Here is a 19802-nt window from a genome sequence, read left to right on the forward strand (position 1 = left end):
TTCCACGCTGATCTTGGCGACTGGCGGCGCCCTTTTCAATCCCCGCCCGCAGGGCCGCTGCAAACGGCCGCGCCGAGCCCGGCCCAACGCCGGCAGGCAGGGCGGGGAAGGCGACGGTTGCGGGCGGAGCGGGAGCCCCGCCCAGGAGCGCGCCATCCTGCCGCTGGAGGGGCGGACCGGCACGGCGCGGCCGCAGCCTCCCGCCGAACCGGGTCCGGCGAAGCCGCTTCCGGTTCAAATGATCCGTCTGTGTCTTTTTCTACAGATTCGGACTTTCGTTAACAGTAAATCATTGCGGAGCAGTGGAATATGGCCCTTACTGAAGGGCAACGTCGCGGGATCGCCATGTCGGATGCCATCGGACACCTCTATGACAGCGTGCTGGCGCTTCGCGGTGCCGCGCCGGAGCGTTCGCGCACCGCCCGGTTGTTCCGTGACGGCATGCCGAAAATGGCCAAGAAGCTGGCGGAGGAGGCGGCCGAGGTCGCTCTCGACGCCGTGCAGGGCAATCGCAACGGCGTCGTCCTGGAAAGCGCCGACCTCCTCTACAATCTCTGCGTGCTCTGGGCCGCGGCCGGCATCTCGCCCGGCGAGATCTGGGCCGAGCTCGATCGTCGCGAGAAGATGATGGGCGTGGCCGAGAAGCTGCCGAAGACGCCGCTCTACCACGGCGCGCCGGCGGCCTGAGAGGCTGCCGGGCTCAGGGCTCAGGGCTCGTCAACCCGATCGATCACGTGGAAGAACGAGCCGGTCACCTGGCCGCGCCGCCCGCCCATGGCGCCGAGCTCGGCACCGTTGGCGTCGCGCACCAGGAAGGGCGCCTCGTCCCCGGCATGCAGGGTCGTCGCATAATGGAACTCGTGCCCGCGCAGCGCCCGCCCGGCCGGACCGAGCACGCAGTCGGCGGCGAGACGGGCGTGGCGATAGCCCAGCGACATGCGGCGCCGGGCGAAGCTGGTTTCGAGGTCGAGCAGGCCGGCCATGGCGTGGGCGGCGCCGTCGGCGTCGACCAGCACCCGGCCGAGCGCCATGTAGCCGCCGCACTCGCCATGCACCGGCCGCGTCGCCGCGAACCGCCGCAGCCCGTCGAGGAACTGCGCATTGGCGGCGAGCCGGCCGGCATGCAGCTCCGGATAGCCCCCCGGCAGCCAGGCGACGTCGGCGCCGCCGTCGGGCGCCTCGTCGGCAAGCGGCGAGAAGGGTAGAATCTCGGCGCCGGCGGCCCGCCAGCCTTCGACAAGGTGCGGATAGACGAAGGAGAAGGCGGCGTCGCGGGCCAGGGCGATGCGCTGGCCGGGCGGGTCGAGGCCGCGGCCCGGAGCGGCGGCGGCCGGCGCGGCCGGCCGGGCCAGGCGGCGCAACGCGGCGAGGTCGACATGCTCGGCGACGAAATCGGCGAGCCCGTCGAGGATGTGCTCCAGTCCGGCGATCTCGCCGGCCTGGACGAGGCCGAGATGGCGCTCGGGCAGCACGAGATCGGCCCGGCGCGGCAGGGCGCCGACCACGGCCAGGCCCGCCGCCTCGACGCCGCGGCGCGCCAGGGCGAGGTGGCGCTCGCTCGCCACCTTGTTGAGCACCACGCCGGTGACCGCCACGTCCGGCCGGAAGCCGGCGAAGCCCTTGGCCACGGCTCCGGCCGACTGGCTCTGGCCGGAGACGTCGAGCACCAGCAGCACCGGCCAGCCCGTCCGCGCCGCGATGCCGGCCGAGGAGCCGTCATCCGTCGCTCCCGGGCTGGCGACGCCGTCGAACAGGCCCATCAGCGCTTCGCAGATCACGATCCCGGCATCGGCCGAGGCCCCGGCCACCAGCCCGTCCAGCAGCGCCGGGCGCATGGCCCAGCCGTCGAGGTTGCGGCTGGGCCGGCCGGCGGCGACGGCATGGAAGCCGGGGTCGATATAGTCCGGCCCGCACTTCATCGGCTGCACGGCGACGCCGCTGCGGGCGAGCGCCCGCATGAGGCCGAGCACGAGCGTGGTCTTGCCGGAGCCGGAGCGGGGGGCGGCGATGAGAAGGCCTGGCGCTGTCATGCCACGTTCCTGCCGCGCGCGGCGGCGTCATGCAAGCGCGGCGGCGTCCATCTTGCTTTCCCCGGGGTCCGTCCCCATGTTCAGGCGCGGCGGAGCCTCCGCCGCAGGGATGCCGATCCGGGTCCCGGAGTTCCAAAGTCGCTTCGAGCGAGGGCTTTGTCATGTCGCGCGTCCCCACCCTGAATTCGCCCTTTCTCCTGGGCTTCGACGAGATCGAGCGTGCGCTCGACCGGGTGGCCAAATCCGCCGGGGACGGCTATCCGCCCTACAACATCGAGCGTGTCGGATCACCGGAGCGGCCGCCCGAGCGCCTGCGCATCACGCTCGCCGTCGCCGGCTTCGTCCGCGACGAGCTCGATGTCACGGTGGAGGAAAGCCAGCTCGTCATCCGCGGCCGCCAGCAGGACGACAAGACGCGGGTTTTCCTGCATCGCGGCATCGCCGCCCGCCAGTTCCAGCGCACCTTCCTCCTCGCCGACGGCATGGAGGTGATGGGCGCCGACCTCAGGAACGGCCTCTTGTCCGTCGACCTGATCCGTCCCGAGCCGGAGCGGATCGCCAAGAGAATCGACATTGCCGTGCGTGACTGAGCCCGATCGTAACCTTTTGCGCACCTCGCGCGTTCATACTGCAACACCCACGTTCAGGAGGTTTCCATGACCCGGAACGACAAGAGCCCTGTGCCCACGCCGGAGATGCTGGCGTCCCTCGGTGCCGGCCATATCGCCTATGTCCGTCCGATCATGTCGGAGGACGCCGCCCGCCTCTATCCGCAGGTCGGCGCCATTCGTCCCGGCATCCAGCTGTTCGCGCTCAACGCCGCGGACGGCACGCCGATCATGATCTCGGACTCGCAGGAGGCCGCCGTGGCCAATGCCTGGGAGAACGAGCTCACGCCGGTCGCGGTGCACTGAGCCCGCGCCGGCGCGGGCTCAGCGGTGGCGTATGCGTAACGCCCGGTCGCCCGGCCGGGTGCACGGCCGGCCTCCCTGCCCGGCCAGCAGCTTCCCTACATCTCCGCGACCGGTGTCCAGATCACCTGCTCGATCCGACCGGCGCCGGCGGCCAGCATGACCAGCCGGTCGAAGCCGAGCGCGATGCCGCTGGCCGGCGGCATCAGCGCCAGCGCCTCGAGGAACTCCTCGTCCAGCGGATAGCGCTCGCCGTAGAGGCGCAGCTTCTCCGCCATGTCGGCCTCGAAGCGCCGGCGCTGCTCGACCGGATCGGTGAGCTCACCGAAGGCGTTGGCGAGTTCGACGCCGCAGACATAGAGCTCGAACCGCTCCGCCACCCGCGGGTCATGCGGCGCGGGCCGGGCGAGCGCCGCCTCGCTGATCGGATATTCGCACAGGATGGCGGCCCGGCCCTGGCCGAGGCGCGGCTCGATCTTCTGCACGAGGACGCCGGAATAGATGTCCGACCATGTGTCGTCCTCGGCCACCCGCACGCCGGCGCGGCGGGCGGCGTCGGCCAGCGCCTCGCGGTCGGTCGCGCCGTCCGCGTCCATGGTCGCCAGCAGATCGATGCCGGCAAAGGCCTCGAAGGCTTGCGCCAGGGTCACGCGTTCGGGCGGAGCCAGGGGATCGGCGGTCATGCCGCGGAACGCGAATCGGCTCCGGCCGGCGATTCCGGCGGCCAGCGCCAGGATCGCGGCGCAGTCGTCCATCAGCGCCTCGTAGGTCTCGCCCGCCCGGTACCATTCCAGCATGGTGAACTCGGGATGGTGCGTCGCCGTGCGCTCGCGGTTGCGGAACACCCTGGCGAAATCGAAGATCCGCCGCTCGCCGGCAGCCAGCAGCTTCTTGCAGGCGAATTCCGGCGAGGTGTGCAGGTAGCGCCGCGCCGTGCGCAGGTCCGCCCCGACGAGTTCGGTGGCGAAGGCGTGCAGATGCGTCTCGTTGCCGGGGGAGACCTGCAGGATCGCGCCCTCGACCTCGACGAAGTCGCGCTCGGCGAAGAAGACGCGCAGGCCCGCCCGGATGCGGTTGCGGACGAGGAGCAGCGGCCGGCGATCCTCGTGGACGTCAGGCCGCCACCAGGCTGAGGGTTTGGTCATGGCGCTGCTTAGCCCCTCTCCGACGGCATGGCCAGCGCCCGTCATTCGATCGCCGCGCTTGGCCTGCTATGATGGCTTTCGAATCGCCCATGTTCCAGTTCTTCCGCCGCACCCCGCCCCCCGAGCCCACCCATGTCGAGGTGCGGATCGGCGCGGTCACCTACCCCATCCCCGTCCGCCGCCTTGCCTCCGCCCGGCGCTACACCCTCAGGGTGCGCACGGCCCAGCGCGATGTGGTGCTGTCCATGCCGGCCCGCGGCAGCCTGGCCATGGCCAAGGCCTTCGCCGAGAAGCATGCCGGCTGGATCGAGGTGCGCCTGCAGAGGTTCGCCGCCGCCGTCGCCTTCGCCGACGGCGCGCTGGTGCCGCTGCGCGGCGTCGCCCACCGGATCGAGCATCGCCCTGGCGCGCGCGGCACGGTGAAGGCCGAGGCGGGCGAGCCGCCGGTGCTGGCCGTCGCCGGCGAGCTGCCGCATCTGTCGCGCCGTCTGACCGACTGGCTGAAGAAGCAGGCGCTGGCCGACCTCACCAAGGCGGCCGACCGCCATTGCGCCGCGATCGGCGCCAAGCGCGGACCCGTGAGCATCAAGGATACGGCCAGCCGCTGGGGCTCCTGCTCCTCGACCGGCGCGCTCGCCTTCTCCTGGCGGCTGATCCTGGCGCCGCCCTTCGTGCTCGACTATCTCGCCGCCCATGAGGTGGCGCATCTGAAGGAGATGAACCACTCCGCGCGCTTCTGGCGGCTGTGCGCCACGCTCTGCCCGCGCACGGCCGAGGCCAAGGCCTGGCTCAAGGCGCACGGCGCCGACCTGCACCGCTACGGGTGACGGGGCGGCGCCGGCATGCTGCCACCATGCTGTCAGCAGGCCGGCGCAAGAATGCCTCTACGCAATCCTTGCGCAGGAGGTCGTCATGATCACGTTCTACCACGCTCCCCAGTCCCGCTCCCTCGGCGTCTTCTGGCTCCTGGAGGAGCTCGGCGCGCCCTACCAGGTCGAGCTGGTCGACATCCGCGGCCCCGGCGGCGCTCCTGAGACCTATCGGGCGATCCAGCCTAACAAGAAGGTGCCCGCCATCGTGCATGACGGCGTCGTCGTCACCGAGCGAGCCGCCATCTGCCTCTATCTCGCCGAGACCTTTCCCCAGGCCGGCCTCGCCCCGGCCATCGGCGACAAGGCCCGCGCGCCCTATCTGACCTGGCTGGTCTATGCCGACGCGGTCTTCGACCCGGTGATCGCGGCGCGGGTCAAGGGGCTGGGCTATGTCAGCAACGACTTCTCCTTCGGCCTCTACGACGACATGCTCCGCCACCTGGAGAGGACTCTCGCCGAGCGGCCCTACATCGCCGGCGAGGCCTTCACCGCCGCCGACACGCAGATCGGCATCGGCATCCACTATGCCCTCAACATCCTGCACGTCCTGCCCGACCGGCCGGTCTTCCGCGCCTATCTCGACCGGCTGACGGCCCGGCCGGCTTTCGGGCGCTTCCTGCAGAAGGATGCGGCGCTGGCGGCCGGCTGACGCGGGCAAGGTGCTCCGACGATCGTTCCGAGGCATAGTGGCGCCCGGGCGCAACGGTGGGGAGGCAGCCTTGCACGACGAAGGAACGGACACCGCGCCGCCGCGCCCGGGCTTGCGGGCGTTCCGTCCGGCAAGCCCGGTCTTCGCCCTCGGCCTCGCCGTCAACCACCTGATGACCAAGCCGGCCTTCGCCGCGCTGCGGTTCGGCGCCTGGTCGAAGATCCTGGTCGGCCAGATCAACCGCGGCCACTACCGCTTCATCGTCGACGACGGAAAGCGTGTCGTCGGCCTGCTCGGATGGACGCTGGCCGACACCCAGGCCGCCGAGGCCTGGATCACCGGCAGTGCCGCCGCGGCGGCTGGCCCGGAGGACTCCGCCTGCATCATTTTCAACGTCTGGTCGGCCGACACGGCTGCCGCCCGGGCGGTGCTGCTGGACGCGGCGCGCGAGGCGATGCAGGGACGGGAGATGGCTTATTTCAAGCGCTTCTATGCTGATGGCCGAGTGAGGCCGGGGCGGCTGCGCATCAACGACTTCGTGCGGCGGCACGTCGAGCAACGGCGCGGCCCCACGATGTGACGCGGCCAGGCCGGAAGCCGTCCCGGGCTCGGGCGCGCGCTCCATGTCGTCCGAATACGGCGGCCGACGGCAGCCGGTCCGCCGACCGCGACGTGATCGCCGACTTCAGCCGGGCGCAAGGCGACAAAATCTCGCTCGCCGCCATCGACGCCGACACAGCCGCCGCCGGCGACCAGGCCTTCAGCTTCATCGGCATGGCCGGCTTCTCGCGCCACACCGGTGAGCGGCGCGCCTCGCGCGCCGGTCGATGATCGCCGCGCTTTGACCGCCCTGGCCCTGCATGCCACGATCCGGAGCAAAGGATCGGGAAGGCAGAGTGCCGCGGCGATGATTGCAATCGTTTTCGACAGGACGCACCGGCGCGAGTTCCGCCGGCTCGGACCACGCCGACGGGCGAGCGGCCGGCAGGGATCGGGAAGCGGACTGCGATGCGGATGACCAAGGCTTCCTTCGACGACCTGGTGCTCCTGGCCGGGGCGCTCCGTCGGGCCCCCTTCGATGCCGGCGGCTGGCGGCCGGCGATGACACGGATGAAGGCGCTGACCGGAAGCTCGAAGATCGCCTTTGCCATCCTGGCGCCACGCGGGCAGCGCGGCTTCCTGCTCCACGGGGACTGCACGCCCGATTTCGAGGCGGCAGCCTTCGATCCCCTCCTTGCCAATCCCTTCTTGCCCTACATGTGGAACGACTGCGCTCCCGACATCTTCACCGACCAGGCGCTGTTGCCCAAGAACGAATTCCGCAAGACCGCCTTCTTCAACGAATGGCTCGTGCCGCAAGGCGATCACAGTGCCTTGATAGCCACCATGCCGGTTAAGATCGGAATTGCGGCCGGCCTTTTCTTCAACCGCGGTGGCCGGCAGCCGGATTTCGATTGCAGCCAGGTCGAGCTGCTCAGGCAACTGGCGCCGACGATCGCACGCGCCGCCGCGCTGCACATCAAGCTGGGGACGGCGCGCCTCGCCCATGAGGCGCGGTCATGGGATGCGGCCGCGATCGGGCACATTCTCGTCGACGCAGCGGGGCGTCCACTGGCCCTGAACGCAACGGCGGAAGCCCTGCTGGCGACACCAGACAGCGGCCTCCTTCTGTCGGGCGGCCGCGTGGCGACCACGGCATGGCCGGGAGACATGCTGGCGGCGATGGTGGCGGCGGCGTGCTCGCCCGAGGCCTCGTACCTACCGGCAGGCGGCGACCTGCTCGTCCGCTCGCCGAGCACGGACAGGCCACGGCTCGCTCTCTCCGTCTCGCCGTTCGTCGGTGCGGCTGCTGACGACCTGCCGGTCGCACGCGCTGCCATCCTACTCATCCAGGACTTGGCTGCCACCGCCGACGCAGGCCTGGCGCAGCGCTGCCGGTCCCTCTTCGGCCTGACCGCAAAGGAGGCTGAGCTGGCCGCCGACCTTGCGGCAGGGTTTTCGGTTCAAGATTATGCCCGGGCTCAGGGCGTCTCGCTCGACACGGCCCGCACCCATCTGCGCAACCTCTTCACCAAGACGAGCACGGCACGGCAGGGTCAACTGGTGGCATTGCTCAACCGCGTCGCGCGGGTTCCGGGCTGAGCCGCGCCCCGGAGGGCGTCAGCGCCTGCAGCGGATGGGATCTCCAACCTCGCGGCAGCCCGGGCCGGCACCACCGGGAACATCATTTCACCAATATAGGTGAGGCGGATTGCCGCCGATTGTGCTCTGCTGGCTCGATATGGGTGCATTCGCCGATCGCACCATCCGGCAGCCTGCCGAATTCGACATCGTTGGAAAGCAACCCGCAATGGCTCAAGTCCTGGGCACTTCTGGCAACGACAATCTCGACTATGACGACGGTGTCACGGACGGCAGTGACACCATCTACGGCTATCCGGGGGCCGATATCCTCTTCGGCCGCGGCGGAAACGACGTCATTCACGGCGGCACGGACGACGATACGATATATGGTGGTCTCGGCAACGACATCCTGACTGGGGGAGCCGGAGCCGACGTGATCGACGGCGGAGACGGCATCGACACCGCCAGCTACTACGACGCTTATACCGGCGTTACCGTGAGCCTCGCGACCGGTCGGGGGTATTTTGGCGACTCGGCCGACGACACCCTCACGAGCATCGAAAACCTGCTCGGCTCCGTCTTCACCGATCTGCTGGTCGGCAACGCCGCCGCCAACACGATCTCCGGCAGCGGCGGCAACGATATCATCAGGGGCGGCGGCGGCTCCGATATCCTCGACGGCGGCAACGGCGTCGACACCGTCGACTACAGCGAATCCTCGCAGGGCGTGACCGTTTCACTCGTTGCCGGCGCGACGCTGGCCGGCGGCGACGCCGCGGGCGACCAGATCAACGGCTTCGAGAACCTCACCGGCTCCGCCTTCGGCGACACGCTCTGGGGCGATGCCGGCAACAATGTGCTCAGCGGCCTGGCTGGCAGCGATACGATGAAAGGCGCCGGCGGCGCCGACAGGCTCGACGGCGGCGCCGGGGCCGACACCATGCAGGGCGGCGCCGACGACGACGTCTATGTCGTCGACGATCTCGCCGACATCGTCGACGAGACCACGGCCGGGGCAAGCGGTTTCGACACGGTGGAGACGACCATATCGCTCGACCTCGGCAATGCCGGCACGTTCAAGGGCAGCATCGAGGCCCTGCGCCTCACCGGCGCAAGCGATATCAACGGCACGGGCAACACTCTCGACAACTGGCTCATCGGCAATGCCGGCATCAATCTCCTGACCGGCGGCGCCGGCAACGACGTGCTCGACGGCGGAGGCGGCGCCGACATCCTGCGCGGCGGCGCCGGCAACGACACCTATGTCGTCGACAGCACCGCCGACCGCGTCAACGAGAGCATCGCCGGCTCGGACGGCAACGATACGGTCCAGGCCGCCTTCACCTTCTCCCTGGCCGACATCACGGTCATCCAGGGCGCCGTCGAGAACCTGACCCTGCTCGGCGCGGCCGACATCAACGGCACCGGCAACGCCCTCGACAACATCCTCACCGGCAATGCCGGCGCCAACATCCTGACCGGCGCGGCCGGCAACGACACGCTCGACGGCGCCGCCGGCGCCGACACGATGCGCGGCGGCGCCGGCAACGATGTCTATGGCGTCGACGATGCCGGCGACGTCGTCGACGAGGGCATTGCCGGCTCCGGCGGCATCGACACCATCCGCACGGCGCTGTCCTACGATCTCGCCGCGTCGCCCAATGCCATCAAGGGCTATATCGAGAACCTGACGCTGATCGGCACGCGGCACCTGAACGGCGGCGGCAACGGCCTGAACAACGCCATCACCGGCAATGCCGGCAACAACACCCTGGAAGGGCGCGCCGGCAACGACACGCTCGACGGCGGCGGCGGCGCCGACATCCTGATCGGCGGTACCGGCAACGACATCTACTATGTCGACATCGCCGAGGACGCGGTGATCGAGGCAGCCGGCGGCGGACTGGACCGGGTGCAGGCCAGCGTGGACTACGTGCTCGCAGCCGGCGCCTATGTCGAGCTTCTTTCCACGCGCAACGCAGCCGGCATCGAGGCCATGGACCTCACCGGCAACGGCTTCGCCCAGACCATCACCGGCAATGCCGGCGCCAACTTCCTGGACGGCGGCGGCGGCAATGACACCCTCATCGGCGGCGCCGGCAACGATACCCTCATCGGCGGCGGCGGCACCGACACCCTGCGCGGCGGCGCCGGCGACGACAGCTATCTCGTCGACGGCACGCAGGACGTGATCGATGAAAATGCCGCCGGCTCCGGTGGCCTCGATACGGTGCTGTCGTCGGTCTCCTTCAGCCTCGCCGACACCGCCATCGTCAAGGGGGCCGTCGAGAACCTGACCCTGCTCGGCGCCGAGGCCATCAACGGCACCGGCAACGCGCTGGACAACGCGCTCGCCGGCAATGACGGCGCCAACATCCTGGCCGGCGGGGCGGGCAACGACAGGCTCGACGGCGGCGGCGGCGCGGACATCCTGCGCGGCGGGGCCGGCAGCGACATCTATGTCGCCGGCGACGCCGGCGACGTCTTCGACGAGAGCGCCGCCGGCTCCGGCGGCAGCGACACGGTCCTGGCGGCGATGTCCTACGACCTCGCGGCGCCGCCGAACATCATCCGCGGCTATGTCGAGAACCTGACGCTGACCGGCACCGGCGCCTTCAACGGCGGCGGCAACGGCCTCGGCAACGTCATCACCGGCAACAACGCCGCCAACACCCTGCGAGGCGAGGCCGGCAACGACACGCTCGACGGCGGCCTCGGTGCCGACACCCTGCTCGGCGGCACGGGCAACGACATTTTCATCGTCGACTCCAATGCCGACAAGGTGCGCGACGAAGTCGGCGAAGGCAACGACCAGGTGCGAGCCTCCGCCTCCTTCGGCCTCTTCGCCACCGCCGAGATCGAGTTGCTCAAGACCACGAACGACGCGGGAACCGCGGCGATCGACCTGCGCGGCAACGCATTCAACCAGACCATCATCGGCAATGCCGGCGCCAACCGGCTCGACGGCAATGGCGGCGCCGACATCCTGCAGGGCGGAGGCGGCGCCGATGTGTTGGCCGGCGGCACCGGAGCCGATCGTCTGACCGGCGGCGCGGGCGCCGACAGCTTCGTCTACGGGTCGTCCGCCGACAGCAACCAGTCCGGCACCGGCCGCGACGTGATCACCGACTTCAGCCGGACGGAGGGCGACAAGGTCTCGCTCGTCGCCATCGACGCCGACACCCTGACGGCCGGCGACCAGGCCTTCAGCTTCGTCGGCACCGCCGGCTTCTCGCGCCATGCCGGCGAACTGCGCATGTCAATCGTCAACGGCAGCATCTACATCTATGGCGATACCAACGGCGACGGCGGCGCCGACTTCTCCGTCCAGCTCGCCAATCTCACCACCGTCCAGGCGAGCGACTTCGTGCTGTAGCCGCAGCCGCTCTCTTTGACCTCGACCGCCTCCGCATGTCACGATCGGAGGTGATCGCCTGCGCCCCCGAGTCTCCTTTCCCCGATGGCAGCAATCGTTTTCGACAAGGTCAGCAAGCGCTATGCCGACGGCCTCACCGCGGTGTGCGCGCTCGACCTCGCCATTTCCGACGGCGAGTTCCTGGTGCTGGTCGGGCCGTCCGGCTGCGGCAAGTCGACGGCGCTGCGCATGGTGGCCGGGCTGGAGGACATCACCGAGGGGACGCTCGGCATCGGCGGCAGGCCGGCCAACGACCTCTCGCCGCGCGAACGCAACATCGCCATGGTGTTCCAGAGCTATGCTCTCTATCCGCACCTGACGGTGGCCGAGAATATCGGCTTCGGCCTCCGGGTCCGCGGCGTCGGCCATGCCGAGATCGCCGCCAAGGTCAGGGCGACCGCCGAGACCCTCGAGCTCGCCGACTATCTCCACCGCAAGCCGGCGCAGCTCTCCGGCGGCCAGCGCCAGCGCGTCGCCATGGGCCGCGCCATCGTCCGCGAGCCGCAGGCCTTCCTGATGGACGAGCCGCTCTCCAACCTCGACGCCCGCCTGCGCGTGCAGATGCGGGCGGAGATCGCCCGCATCCAGAAGATGACCGGCGTCACCACGCTCTACGTCACCCATGACCAGGTCGAGGCCATGACCATGGGCGACCGCGTCGCGGTGCTGAATCGCGGCGTGCTGCAGCAGCTCGGGCCCCCGCGCACGCTCTATCACCAGCCGGCCAACCTCTTCGTCGCCGGCTTCATCGGCTCGCCCGCCATCAACCTCCTCGAAGGCCGGATCGAGGCCGGCCCGGCCCTGGCGCTGGGCGGGACGCGCCTGGACCTGCCGGGGGCCTGGCTCGCCCGCCGGCCCGGCCTCGCCGCCTCTCCCGGCCGGGCCGTCGCGGTCGGCCTGCGCCCCGAAACGCTTACCCTCGGCCCGCCCGGCGGCGACATGCCCGGCGCGATCCCGGGCACGGTCGCCTTCACCGAGGATCTCGGCGCCTCGCTGCTGGTGCATTGCGACGTCGACGTGCCTTCGGTGCCGGCCGACGGCAATGGCGAGGACCTCGCCGGCCCCGGCTCACGCGGCCGGCTGCGCGTGCTGGTCGACGGATTCACCCCGGTCCGCCGGGGCGAGCGGCTGGCGATCCGCGCCAACCTCGACCGCCTCCACCTGTTCGACCGCAAGACCGGCCTCGCCATCGGGGCGGAGGACTGATACCAAAGCTCAATGAGCCTGACTCATTGAGCTTTGGCTAAGCCCGAGCGGCGCTTGAGCTTTTCAAGGCGCGGATGCGTCAGTATCTTCGCGACGTGGTATGACGGCGTCAATGCACGCCGCGGGTCAGGCCCTGGACGAAGAAGCGGTTCAGCGCCAGGGCGATCAGCACGATCGGGATGGTCGAGAAGTGCGCCAGCGCCCCGAGCGTGCCCCAGGAAATGTCCTTGGTGCCGAAGGCGGCCAGCAGCGCCACGGAGATCGGCTTGCTCTCGGCCCGGGTCAGGAAGGCGGAGACGAGGAAATCGTTCCAGCTGAACATGATGCACAGCAGCGCGCTCGCCACCAGGCCGGGCTTCACCATCGGCAGGGCGACGCGCAGGAAGGCGCCGAGCGGGGTGCAGCCGTCGGTCAGCGCCGCCTCCTCCATCTCCCGCGGCAGCGCCCGGAAGGAGGAGAACATCATCCAGACGACGAAGGCGCAGTTGAGCGTCGCCGACAGGAGGATCACCGCCCACCAGGTGCCGAGCAGTCCGACGTCGCGCATCATCATGTAGAAGGGCAGGAGCGTGGCCACCAGCGGCACCGTGCGCACGGCCAGGAAGAAATAGGCCAGGCCGATCGCCGCCCTCGCCCGTGCCCTGGCGAGGGCGTAGCCGGCCGGAACGCCGATGGCGAGCGACAGCGCCGTCGAGCCCAGGCTGATGACGAGGCTGCTCTGAAGAAGGTGATAGAGGTCGAAATAGCGGAACACGCCGCGGAAATTGTCGAGGGTGGGCGTGAACAGCAGCGTCGGCGGGATGCTGAAGATGTCGCGCACCGGCTTGTAGGCGGTCGAGACCAGCCAGGCCACCGGCGCGAGGAACATGAGGGTGACCAGCGCCAGCGCCCCTCGCTCGGCCGCCAGCACGCGCGTGGACGGACGCCGGCTCATGTCTCGTTGGCCCGCTTGTCGGCCCGGCGCACCAGCACGATGAAGGCCGCCGAGAATAAGGCGATGCACAGGATCATCGCATTGGCGATCGCCGAGGCGAAGCCGATGTTGAAGAATTCGAGGCCCTGCTTCACCGCATAGACCATCAGGACGTTGGTGGCGTCGGCCGGACCGCCATTGGTGGTGGCGAACACGATGTCGAAGACGCGGAACGCGTCCATGGTGCGCAGCACCAGCGCCAGGAAGACCGCCGGCAGCAGCATGGGCAGCACGATCAGCCTGAGGCGCTGGCCCGCGGTCGCTCCGTCCGCCTCCGCCGCCTCAAGCACGTCGACCGGCAGGGACTTGAGGCCGGCGAGCAGGACCAGCGCCATGAACGGCGTCCATTGCCAGGCGTCGACCACCACCAGCGTCGGCAGGGCGGTGGCGGGATCGCCGAGGAAGCCGCGCGGCCCGGACAGGCCCCAGGCGGCGAACCAGGTGCCGAGCATGCCGTAGTCGGCGCCGAGCAGGGCCCGGAAGACCAGGCCGACGACGATCGGCGTCACCGTCACCGGGACCAGCAGGAGCGCCAGGCACACCCGCTGGAAGCGCCCGTCGCGCCACAGCAGCAGCGCGAGGCCGAGCCCGAGCACGAATTCCAGGGCGACGGCCAGGCCGGTGAAGACCACCGTGACGACGAAGGAGCGCCGCGCCGCCTCGCTGGCCAGGAGGGTGCGGTAATTGTCGAGGCCGACAAAGGCGGTGCGGCCCGGCCGCAGCAGGCTGTAGTCGTAGAAGCTGTAGGCAATGCCCTGCATCAGCGGCCAGACCGCCACCGCCAGCACATAGGCCAGGGCCGGCGCGCCGAGCAGGACGAGGAAGACCTGCCGCCGCCGCCGGTAAGGCAGCCGAGAGGCGCTTGGCGCTCCAGGCATCCCCCGCCGCATCGCCATGGGCGGGCCCGATCCGTTGTGGCGGTGCCAACGGTCGTCGATCACGGTATCGCTCCGGCAGCGGCGTCCCGGAATATGGCGCGAGAAAGCCTTCTCCGCGCAAGGCGGAAACATCCGACTTGCGCGGAGAAGACTCCTGCCCCCTGTTCTGCCTGCAATTGCGTGTCGGGGCCTGAAAAGATCGTCATGACGAGCACGCCAGTCACCGTACCGGAAAGCCGCGATCCGAGATGCAGACGCCCCTCAGAACAGCTTCCCGGCCTCGGCCTGGGCCTCGTCGAGCGCCGCCTTCGGGTCGGCATTGCCGATCAGCACCGCATTGACGGCGGTGCCGAGCAGATCCTGGATCTGCGGATATTGCGGGATGCGCGGGCGATAGTCGCCGTCGCCATGGACGAAGACCTCGTCGATCACCGCCACGAACGGGAACTTGGCCAGGATCTCGGGGTCGCGGGTCTCGCTGATCCGAAGATAGCTGCCGGCGCCGCGCAGGTTGAACTCCTTGTGGACCGCCGGGCTGGTCAGCCACTTGATCCACAGCCAGGCCGCCTCCTGGCGCTTGGCGTCGATATCGGCGTTGATCGCCATGCCCCAGCCGCCGACGCCGTATTTCTTCGGCACGCCCTTGCCGGGCGGCGCCACGCTGACCCCGACCTTGCCGACCACCTTGGACATCTTCGGGTCGGAATAGCCGGGCAGGCCGACCGACCAGGTCTGCATATGGGCGGCGAGGCCCTGGCGGAAACTCTCCTCGCGCCCGCCCCAGTCATAGTCGGCGGCGCCGGGCGGCGCGGTCTTGTCGAACAGCTCCTTGTAGACCGTGAGGCTCCTGACGTTGGCATCCGAGTTCAGCGCCGGCCGGCCGTCCTTGTCGAGGATGGAGCCGCCCATCTCGGCATTGTACTGCATCCAGTCCTGCGCCACGGCCGGCCCCTTCTGGCCGTTGGCGACGAAGCCGTACTGCTTGGGCGGCGCCGTGAGCTTGTGGGCGTTGGCGACCATGTCCTCCATGGTCTCCGGCGGCTTCAGCCCGGCCGCCTCGTAGAGGTCCGTGCGATAGACCAGGACATTGGCATAGCCGGCGAAGGGGAAGGCCACCTGCTTGCCCTTGTAGTTGCCGAGCGCCGTCATCAGCACGGGATGGATGTCGTCCGGCTTGATCTCGGCGGCGTCGCGCTTGATCCACTCGGTCAGGTCGACGCTGTAGCCGCCCTCGGCGAACTGCCCGGCCCAGACATTGTCCATGGTGACGAGGTCGTAGCCCCTGGCGTGGCCGACGAAATCGGCGGTGACCTTGGTCAGCAGCTCGGGATAGCTGAGGATGTCGACCTTGACCTCGATGCCGGTCGCTTCCTTGAACTTGGGCGCGAGGTCGGCCAGCACCGTGGCGTACTGGTCGTTCTGCGAGGCCAGGGTCAGCGTCATGCCGTCATAGGGCTTGTCCTGCGCCGCGCCCGGCAGGGCGCCGGCCAGCACCATCGCCGCGGCGAAGGCCGCCCGTGCATAGAGTCTCATCGCCTCCTCCCCCTCCTGTCGCCGGCCCCGGCGCATCATGGCATGGTATCGGGAAACCGACGCTGCCCCGGCAGCATGGCGCGCTTGCCCGCGCCTGTCCACACGGGCATGGACGTCAGCCGGTTTGAATCTTCGCCGGTTTCGTCGGAGACTGGCGGCCGGTCCGCGAACCCTCGCCTCAGGAGGCAGCCATGCCCCTCGCACGCCGCTCCGAACCGTCCGCCCCCGGCGAGGCCGGCCTCGAACGGCTGCTCGTCGCCAGCCGGGACTTCAGCGCCGAATTCCCGGTCCTGCTCGCCAATCACCTGCCGATGGTGCTGGTCGCCATGCATCGGCTCGGCGGCTCGGACGAGCGGCTCGGCCAGTTCTTCGAGGCATACCGTACGATGAACCGTCTCCATCCGCCGCCGCCGCCCGTCGCGCCGATCGACCGGGCGACCTGGACCGAGGCGCTCGGCGAGCGTGGCCGCGAGAGCGACTACCGCGCCTTCTTCCATGGCGAGGTCGCCCGGCTCGGGCCGCGCGGCGCCATATCGGCCTATCTGCCGACGCTGCTGCCCGGCATGGCGGCCAGCGCCACCCATGGCCTGATGCGCCTCGCCTATGGCGTGATGCGCGCCGATCCGGACGAGATCGCCGTCGCCCTCGGCTACTGGGCCGCGACCTATCTGGAGCTCGGCCCGGCCACCGGCGCGACGCCGCAGACGCCGGACCCGGCCGAGGTGCTGCTGCGGATGCGCTCCGTCGAGGCCTACCGCCGTATCGAGACCGAGCTCGACCTGCTCTGGCACTTCATGCGCGCCATGTCGCGCCGGCCGGAGTTCCGCCCGCTGGTCGACTGGCTGGAGATCGGGCCGGAGACGGGCGAGCGCATCCGCGCCGCCTCGCTCGCCCTCTATGCCGGCACCATGGACTTCTGCGCCCTGCATGCGCTCACCGGCTCGCACTGGCTCAGGCTGCTCGGCCCGGTCGTGCCGGACCCGGCGCCGGCGCTGCGCTATTTCTGGCAGGCGATCGCCGCGCTCTATCCCAAGATCGGCTTCCCCGACCTGCCCTCCGGCGAGCAGCTGGCCGAGTGGCGCCATCTGCCCTGCCCGGACTGGCCGGAGATCGCCGCCGCAGCCGTCCGCTCCGACGACGAGCACGATCTCAGCCTGGTGTTCTCCGCCCGCGAGGAAGCGGCCTTCCACGGCGACCGCCTCTACCAGGTGGTCGCCGCCCGCCGCATGGGGCTGATAGCGTGACCGGATTGCTGACGGACCAGCCTTCGATCCTGGCCAACGCCCTGCTGCCGGGGGGCAGCCGCGCCGACATCCGCATCGCCGACGGCCGCATCGCCGGCCTCGTCGACGCCGGTTCGCTGCCGGCCGACGCGCCGGGCCGGATCGATCTCGGCGGCGCCTTGCTGACGCCTGCCTTCGTCGACGGCCATGTCCACCTCGACAAGACCCTGCTCGGCCTGCCGTTCCAGCCGCATCGGCGCGGCGACGGCATCGCCGAGCGCATCGCCCGCGAAAAGGAACAGCGCCGCGACCTCGCCTATCCCGTCGCGGAGCGGGCGCGGCACCTGATCCGCCAGGTCGTCGCCCACGGCACGACGGCGCTGCGCAGCCATGTCGACATCGACAGGCAGTCCGGCCTCACCGGCCTGCACGCCCTCCTGGAGGTGCGCGAGGCGGCGCGGGCGCTGATCGACATCCAGATCGTCGCCTTTCCCCAGAGCGGCATCCTCGCCGAGCCCGGCACCGAGGACCTGCTCGACCAGGCGATCCGGGACGGCGCCGATCTGGTGGGCGGCCTCGACCCCGCCGGCATCGACAACGATGTGACCGGCCATCTCGACGCCGTGTTCGGCATTGCCGACCGTCACGGCGTCGGCGTCGACATCCACCTGCACGACCCCGGCCTGCTCGGCTGCTTCGAGCTGCGCCAGATCGCCGAGCGCACCCTGGCGCTGGGCCTCGCCGGCCGTGTCGCCGTCAGCCACGCCTTCGCCCTCGGCGGCGTCGACGACGAGGAGTTCGCCCGCACGGCGGAGCTGCTGGCCCGGGCCGACGTCGCCATCATGACCAGCGCCCCGGCTTCGGTGCCGATGCCGCCGGTCAAGCACCTGCGCGCCATGGGCGTGCGGGTGTTCGCCGGCTCCGACAATATCCGCGACGCCTGGTCGCCCTTCGGCAACGGCGACATGCTCGAGCGGGCCATGCTGGTCGGCTACTGCCAGGATTTCCGCAGCGACGCCGACCTGGAGCTGGCCTTCGATCTTGCCAGCATCGCCCCGGCCCGCGTCCTCGGCCTGGCCGGGCACGGCCTGAGAGACGGCTCCGTCGCCGACCTCGTCGTCACGCCGGCCGGCTCGGTCGCCGAAGCGGTCGCCGCGCATCCGCCGCGCTCGCTGGTGCTCAAGCGCGGCCGCGTCCTCGCCCGCGACGGGCGGCTCGTGGTCGAGGGGCCGGTATAGGCCCGAGGCGGTTCATTTGGCGATGCGTCAACCGCTTGGCAGCCATGTTTTCGCAGCGACGCGGTGGTGCAGCCGGTCGCGGCGCCGGCGACCGAGGAAGCCTGGGAGAAGCCTGGAGGGCAGCCCCCTGGACGTGCCCGACGCCCCGGCGCTCGATACCGGGCCCGGCATCGACCTCGGCGACGGGGCCCATCCGCAAATCCGCCTTGTCCTGACCGCCGGCTCGAAGCCGGCATTGCTTTTTTCGGGGCATCCGACTATAGAGCCGCGTTCCCCGCATCGACCGGCTGGTAAGGGCTGCCGTGGCGATGTGTCTGGCTCGGACGGTTTCACCATCGTCAAGCTACACCGGGCGGCTGGATCGTCGTGGATCCCGGCGCCCTTTTCATTTCGGAGACGAGCAAAATGCCCAAGATGAAGACCAAGTCAGGCGCCAAAAAGCGCTTCAAGATCACCGGCACCGGCAAGGTGGTCTATGCCCAGCAGGGCAAGCGGCACGGCATGATCAAGCGGACCAACAAGCAGATCCGCAACCTTCGCGGCACGAGCGTCCTGTTCAAGACGGACGGCGACAACGTGAAGAAGTACTTCCTGCCCAACGGCTGATCGCCGCAGGCACAAGCACACATCAAGGAGATCAGCCATGTCGCGCGTCAAGCGGGGCGTCACGTCCCACGCCAAGCACAAGAAGACCCTCAAGGCCGCCAAGGGCTTTTACGGTCGCCGCAAGAACACGATCCGCATCGCCAAGCAGGCGGTGGATCGGTCGATGCAGTATGCCTATGTCGGCCGCAAGCTGAAGAAGCGCACCTTCCGCGCCCTGTGGATCCAGCGCGTCAACGCTGCGGTCCGCGAGTTCGGCCTGACCTATTCCAAGTTCATCGCGGGCCTGGCCAAGGCCGGCGTCGAGATCGACCGCAAGGTGCTGTCCGACCTCGCCATCCGCGAGCCCGAGGCCTTCAAGGCCCTGGTCGACAAGGTCAAGGCCGCCGCGGCTTGAACCGCCGGGCCTGAACCGCCACATAACCCGCCGCGGGCTCCGCGGCGGGTTTTTTGTTGACCCGGCGCGACCCCGTGCGTGCCGCAGCCTCGCTTGCCGATTCCCGGCGGACCGGCCACGGTGCTAAAGCTTTGGGGCCCGGGTGCTTCCCGTCCCGGGCGCGTCCGTTGGCACCGGAGGAGGTCCCATGCCGAGCCGAGATTCCGAAAACTGGATGCTGTCCGAGGCGATCGAGTCGCTGGCCCGCGCCGAACGCATGCGTCGGCAGATGTTCCGGCTGCGCGGCTCGGCCAATGCGCGCGAGCCGCATTGGGAGCCGCCGGTCGACGTGCTGGAGACCGAGGGCGAGGTGCTGATCCTGGTCGCCCTGCCCGGCGTCGATCCGAACGAGGTGGAGGCGGTGATCGACGACGGCGCCCTCATCGTCGCCGGCCGGCGCACCCTGCCGCCGCAGCTGCGCAACGCCGTGATCCACCGTCTGGAGCTGCCGCAGGGCCGGTTCGAGCGGCGCATCGCCCTGCCGGCCGGGCGCTACACCGTCAGCCGCTTCGCGGCCAATGGCTGCCTGGTGTTCAATCTCGCGAAAGCGCTCTGAGGAGACCTGT

General features: G+C 69.9%; 20 protein-coding genes. 15 read left to right on the plus strand and 5 right to left on the minus strand.

What is annotated here, in order from left to right; all coding sequences use genetic code 11:
* The first annotated feature begins 345 nt into the window (after nt 1-345).
* Nucleotides 346-687, plus strand: coding sequence for a phosphoribosyl-ATP diphosphatase (hisE, locus tag AC27L4_RS08465; protein WP_487141641.1), 342 nt, complete (start codon nt 346-348; stop codon nt 685-687).
* A gap of 20 nt (nt 688-707) precedes the next feature.
* Here hisE and AC27L4_RS08470 read toward each other — a convergent pair whose 3' ends face one another.
* Complete coding sequence (locus AC27L4_RS08470; protein ID WP_487141642.1) at nt 708-2030, minus strand: cobyrinic acid a,c-diamide synthase CobB; 1323 nt, start codon at nt 2028-2030, stop codon at nt 708-710.
* Nucleotides 2031-2191: 161 nt separating this feature from the next.
* Here AC27L4_RS08470 and AC27L4_RS08475 point away from each other — a divergent pair, with 161 nt between their 5' ends.
* Complete coding sequence (locus AC27L4_RS08475) at nt 2192-2620, plus strand: Hsp20 family protein (RefSeq protein ID WP_487141643.1); 429 nt, start codon at nt 2192-2194, stop codon at nt 2618-2620.
* Between the two features lie 66 nt (nt 2621-2686).
* Nucleotides 2687-2944, plus strand: a complete 258-nt coding sequence (locus AC27L4_RS08480) for a BQ00720 family protein (protein ID WP_487141644.1) — start codon at nt 2687-2689, stop codon at nt 2942-2944.
* A gap of 95 nt (nt 2945-3039) precedes the next feature.
* On the opposite strand, the gene epmA is transcribed toward AC27L4_RS08480, so the two are convergent.
* The gene (gene epmA / locus AC27L4_RS08485) at nt 3040-4086 is read right to left on the minus strand and encodes an EF-P lysine aminoacylase EpmA (protein WP_487141645.1); all 1047 of its coding nucleotides are present in this window, start codon (nt 4084-4086) and stop codon (nt 3040-3042) included.
* An 89-nt stretch (nt 4087-4175) separates the two neighbouring features.
* On the opposite strand from epmA, the gene AC27L4_RS08490 reads away from it, so the two are divergent.
* The 7 genes from AC27L4_RS08490 to AC27L4_RS08520 all read left to right on the plus strand — a co-directional run bounded on the left by AC27L4_RS08490 (nt 4176) and on the right by AC27L4_RS08520 (nt 12352).
* A complete protein-coding gene (locus AC27L4_RS08490) occupies nt 4176-4913 on the plus strand; it encodes a M48 family metallopeptidase (RefSeq protein ID WP_487141646.1) in 738 nt (245 codons plus the stop codon).
* Between the two features lie 85 nt (nt 4914-4998).
* Nucleotides 4999-5607 carry a glutathione S-transferase family protein gene (locus AC27L4_RS08495; RefSeq protein WP_487141647.1) on the plus strand — a complete coding sequence of 203 codons (609 nt, stop codon included), beginning with the start codon at nt 4999-5001 and terminating at the stop codon, nt 5605-5607.
* Between the two features lie 70 nt (nt 5608-5677).
* Entirely contained in the window at nt 5678-6187 is a 510-nt protein-coding gene (locus AC27L4_RS08500) for a toxin-activating lysine-acyltransferase (protein ID WP_487141648.1), read from the plus strand.
* Between the two features lie 92 nt (nt 6188-6279).
* Complete coding sequence (locus AC27L4_RS08505) at nt 6280-6438, plus strand: hypothetical protein (protein WP_487141649.1); 159 nt, start codon at nt 6280-6282, stop codon at nt 6436-6438.
* Between the two features lie 183 nt (nt 6439-6621).
* A complete protein-coding gene (locus AC27L4_RS08510) occupies nt 6622-7749 on the plus strand; it encodes a helix-turn-helix transcriptional regulator (protein ID WP_487141650.1) in 1128 nt (375 codons plus the stop codon).
* A 208-nt stretch (nt 7750-7957) separates the two neighbouring features.
* A complete protein-coding gene (locus AC27L4_RS08515) occupies nt 7958-11107 on the plus strand; it encodes a beta strand repeat-containing protein (RefSeq protein ID WP_487141651.1) in 3150 nt (1049 codons plus the stop codon).
* Nucleotides 11108-11191: 84 nt separating this feature from the next.
* On the plus strand, nt 11192-12352 hold the full coding sequence (locus AC27L4_RS08520) for an ABC transporter ATP-binding protein (RefSeq protein ID WP_487141652.1): 1161 nt from the start codon (nt 11192-11194) through the stop codon (nt 12350-12352).
* Nucleotides 12353-12461: 109 nt separating this feature from the next.
* Here the strand turns inward: AC27L4_RS08520 and AC27L4_RS08525 are convergent, their stop codons facing one another.
* The 3 genes from AC27L4_RS08525 to AC27L4_RS08535 form a co-directional block, all read right to left on the minus strand.
* Nucleotides 12462-13286, minus strand: a complete 825-nt coding sequence (locus AC27L4_RS08525; RefSeq protein WP_487141653.1) for a carbohydrate ABC transporter permease — start codon at nt 13284-13286, stop codon at nt 12462-12464.
* A complete protein-coding gene (locus AC27L4_RS08530; protein WP_487141654.1) occupies nt 13283-14203 on the minus strand; it encodes a carbohydrate ABC transporter permease in 921 nt (306 codons plus the stop codon). Before AC27L4_RS08530 ends, AC27L4_RS08525 begins: the two co-directional genes overlap by 4 nt.
* Before the next feature lie 261 nt (nt 14204-14464).
* Entirely contained in the window at nt 14465-15736 is a 1272-nt protein-coding gene (locus AC27L4_RS08535) for an ABC transporter substrate-binding protein (RefSeq protein ID WP_487141655.1), read from the minus strand.
* 191 nt (nt 15737-15927) lie between these two features.
* Here AC27L4_RS08535 and AC27L4_RS08540 point away from each other — a divergent pair, with 191 nt between their 5' ends.
* The 5 genes from AC27L4_RS08540 (at nt 15928) to AC27L4_RS08560 (ending at nt 19792) form a co-directional block, all read left to right on the plus strand.
* Nucleotides 15928-16980: a questin oxidase family protein gene (locus tag AC27L4_RS08540; protein WP_487141656.1), complete on the plus strand. Its 1053-nt coding sequence runs from the start codon at nt 15928-15930 to the stop codon at nt 16978-16980.
* Nucleotides 16977-18197 (plus strand): amidohydrolase family protein, encoded by a 1221-nt coding sequence (locus AC27L4_RS08545; protein ID WP_487141657.1) that lies wholly within the window; start codon nt 16977-16979, stop codon nt 18195-18197. The genes AC27L4_RS08540 and AC27L4_RS08545 overlap by 4 nt, the downstream gene beginning before the upstream one ends.
* Before the next feature lie 405 nt (nt 18198-18602).
* Nucleotides 18603-18803: a 50S ribosomal protein L35 gene (gene rpmI, locus AC27L4_RS08550; RefSeq protein ID WP_487141658.1), complete on the plus strand. Its 201-nt coding sequence runs from the start codon at nt 18603-18605 to the stop codon at nt 18801-18803.
* 37 nt (nt 18804-18840) lie between these two features.
* Nucleotides 18841-19197: a 50S ribosomal protein L20 gene (rplT, locus tag AC27L4_RS08555; protein ID WP_487141659.1), complete on the plus strand. Its 357-nt coding sequence runs from the start codon at nt 18841-18843 to the stop codon at nt 19195-19197.
* Nucleotides 19198-19384: 187 nt separating this feature from the next.
* Entirely contained in the window at nt 19385-19792 is a 408-nt protein-coding gene (locus AC27L4_RS08560) for an Hsp20/alpha crystallin family protein (protein ID WP_487141660.1), read from the plus strand.
* Nucleotides 19793-19802: the final 10 nt, after the last annotated feature.

The sequence above is a fragment of the Labrys sp. Lb11 genome (assembly GCF_057554225.1).

What these genes read in the sequence shown, in the direction of transcription:
- AC27L4_RS08525 (WP_487141653.1), bottom strand. Translation starts at nt 13,286, where the DNA reads ATGAGCCGGCGTCCGTCCACGCGCGTGCTGGCGGCCGAGCGAGGGGCG.
- rplT (WP_487141659.1), top strand. Translation starts at nt 18,841, where the DNA reads ATGTCGCGCGTCAAGCGGGGCGTCACGTCCCACGCCAAGCACAAGAAG.
- AC27L4_RS08475 (WP_487141643.1), top strand. Translation starts at nt 2,192, where the DNA reads ATGTCGCGCGTCCCCACCCTGAATTCGCCCTTTCTCCTGGGCTTCGAC.
- AC27L4_RS08495 (WP_487141647.1), top strand. Translation starts at nt 4,999, where the DNA reads ATGATCACGTTCTACCACGCTCCCCAGTCCCGCTCCCTCGGCGTCTTC.
- hisE (WP_487141641.1), top strand. Translation starts at nt 346, where the DNA reads ATGTCGGATGCCATCGGACACCTCTATGACAGCGTGCTGGCGCTTCGC.
- AC27L4_RS08515 (WP_487141651.1), top strand. Translation starts at nt 7,958, where the DNA reads ATGGCTCAAGTCCTGGGCACTTCTGGCAACGACAATCTCGACTATGAC.
- epmA (WP_487141645.1), bottom strand. Translation starts at nt 4,086, where the DNA reads ATGACCAAACCCTCAGCCTGGTGGCGGCCTGACGTCCACGAGGATCGC.
- AC27L4_RS08535 (WP_487141655.1), bottom strand. Translation starts at nt 15,736, where the DNA reads ATGAGACTCTATGCACGGGCGGCCTTCGCCGCGGCGATGGTGCTGGCC.
- AC27L4_RS08510 (WP_487141650.1), top strand. Translation starts at nt 6,622, where the DNA reads ATGACCAAGGCTTCCTTCGACGACCTGGTGCTCCTGGCCGGGGCGCTC.
- AC27L4_RS08480 (WP_487141644.1), top strand. Translation starts at nt 2,687, where the DNA reads ATGACCCGGAACGACAAGAGCCCTGTGCCCACGCCGGAGATGCTGGCG.
- AC27L4_RS08540 (WP_487141656.1), top strand. Translation starts at nt 15,928, where the DNA reads ATGCCCCTCGCACGCCGCTCCGAACCGTCCGCCCCCGGCGAGGCCGGC.
- AC27L4_RS08530 (WP_487141654.1), bottom strand. Translation starts at nt 14,203, where the DNA reads ATGCCTGGAGCGCCAAGCGCCTCTCGGCTGCCTTACCGGCGGCGGCGG.
- AC27L4_RS08490 (WP_487141646.1), top strand. Translation starts at nt 4,176, where the DNA reads ATGTTCCAGTTCTTCCGCCGCACCCCGCCCCCCGAGCCCACCCATGTC.
- AC27L4_RS08560 (WP_487141660.1), top strand. Translation starts at nt 19,385, where the DNA reads ATGCCGAGCCGAGATTCCGAAAACTGGATGCTGTCCGAGGCGATCGAG.
- AC27L4_RS08520 (WP_487141652.1), top strand. Translation starts at nt 11,192, where the DNA reads ATGGCAGCAATCGTTTTCGACAAGGTCAGCAAGCGCTATGCCGACGGC.
- AC27L4_RS08470 (WP_487141642.1), bottom strand. Translation starts at nt 2,030, where the DNA reads ATGACAGCGCCAGGCCTTCTCATCGCCGCCCCCCGCTCCGGCTCCGGC.
- rpmI (WP_487141658.1), top strand. Translation starts at nt 18,603, where the DNA reads ATGCCCAAGATGAAGACCAAGTCAGGCGCCAAAAAGCGCTTCAAGATC.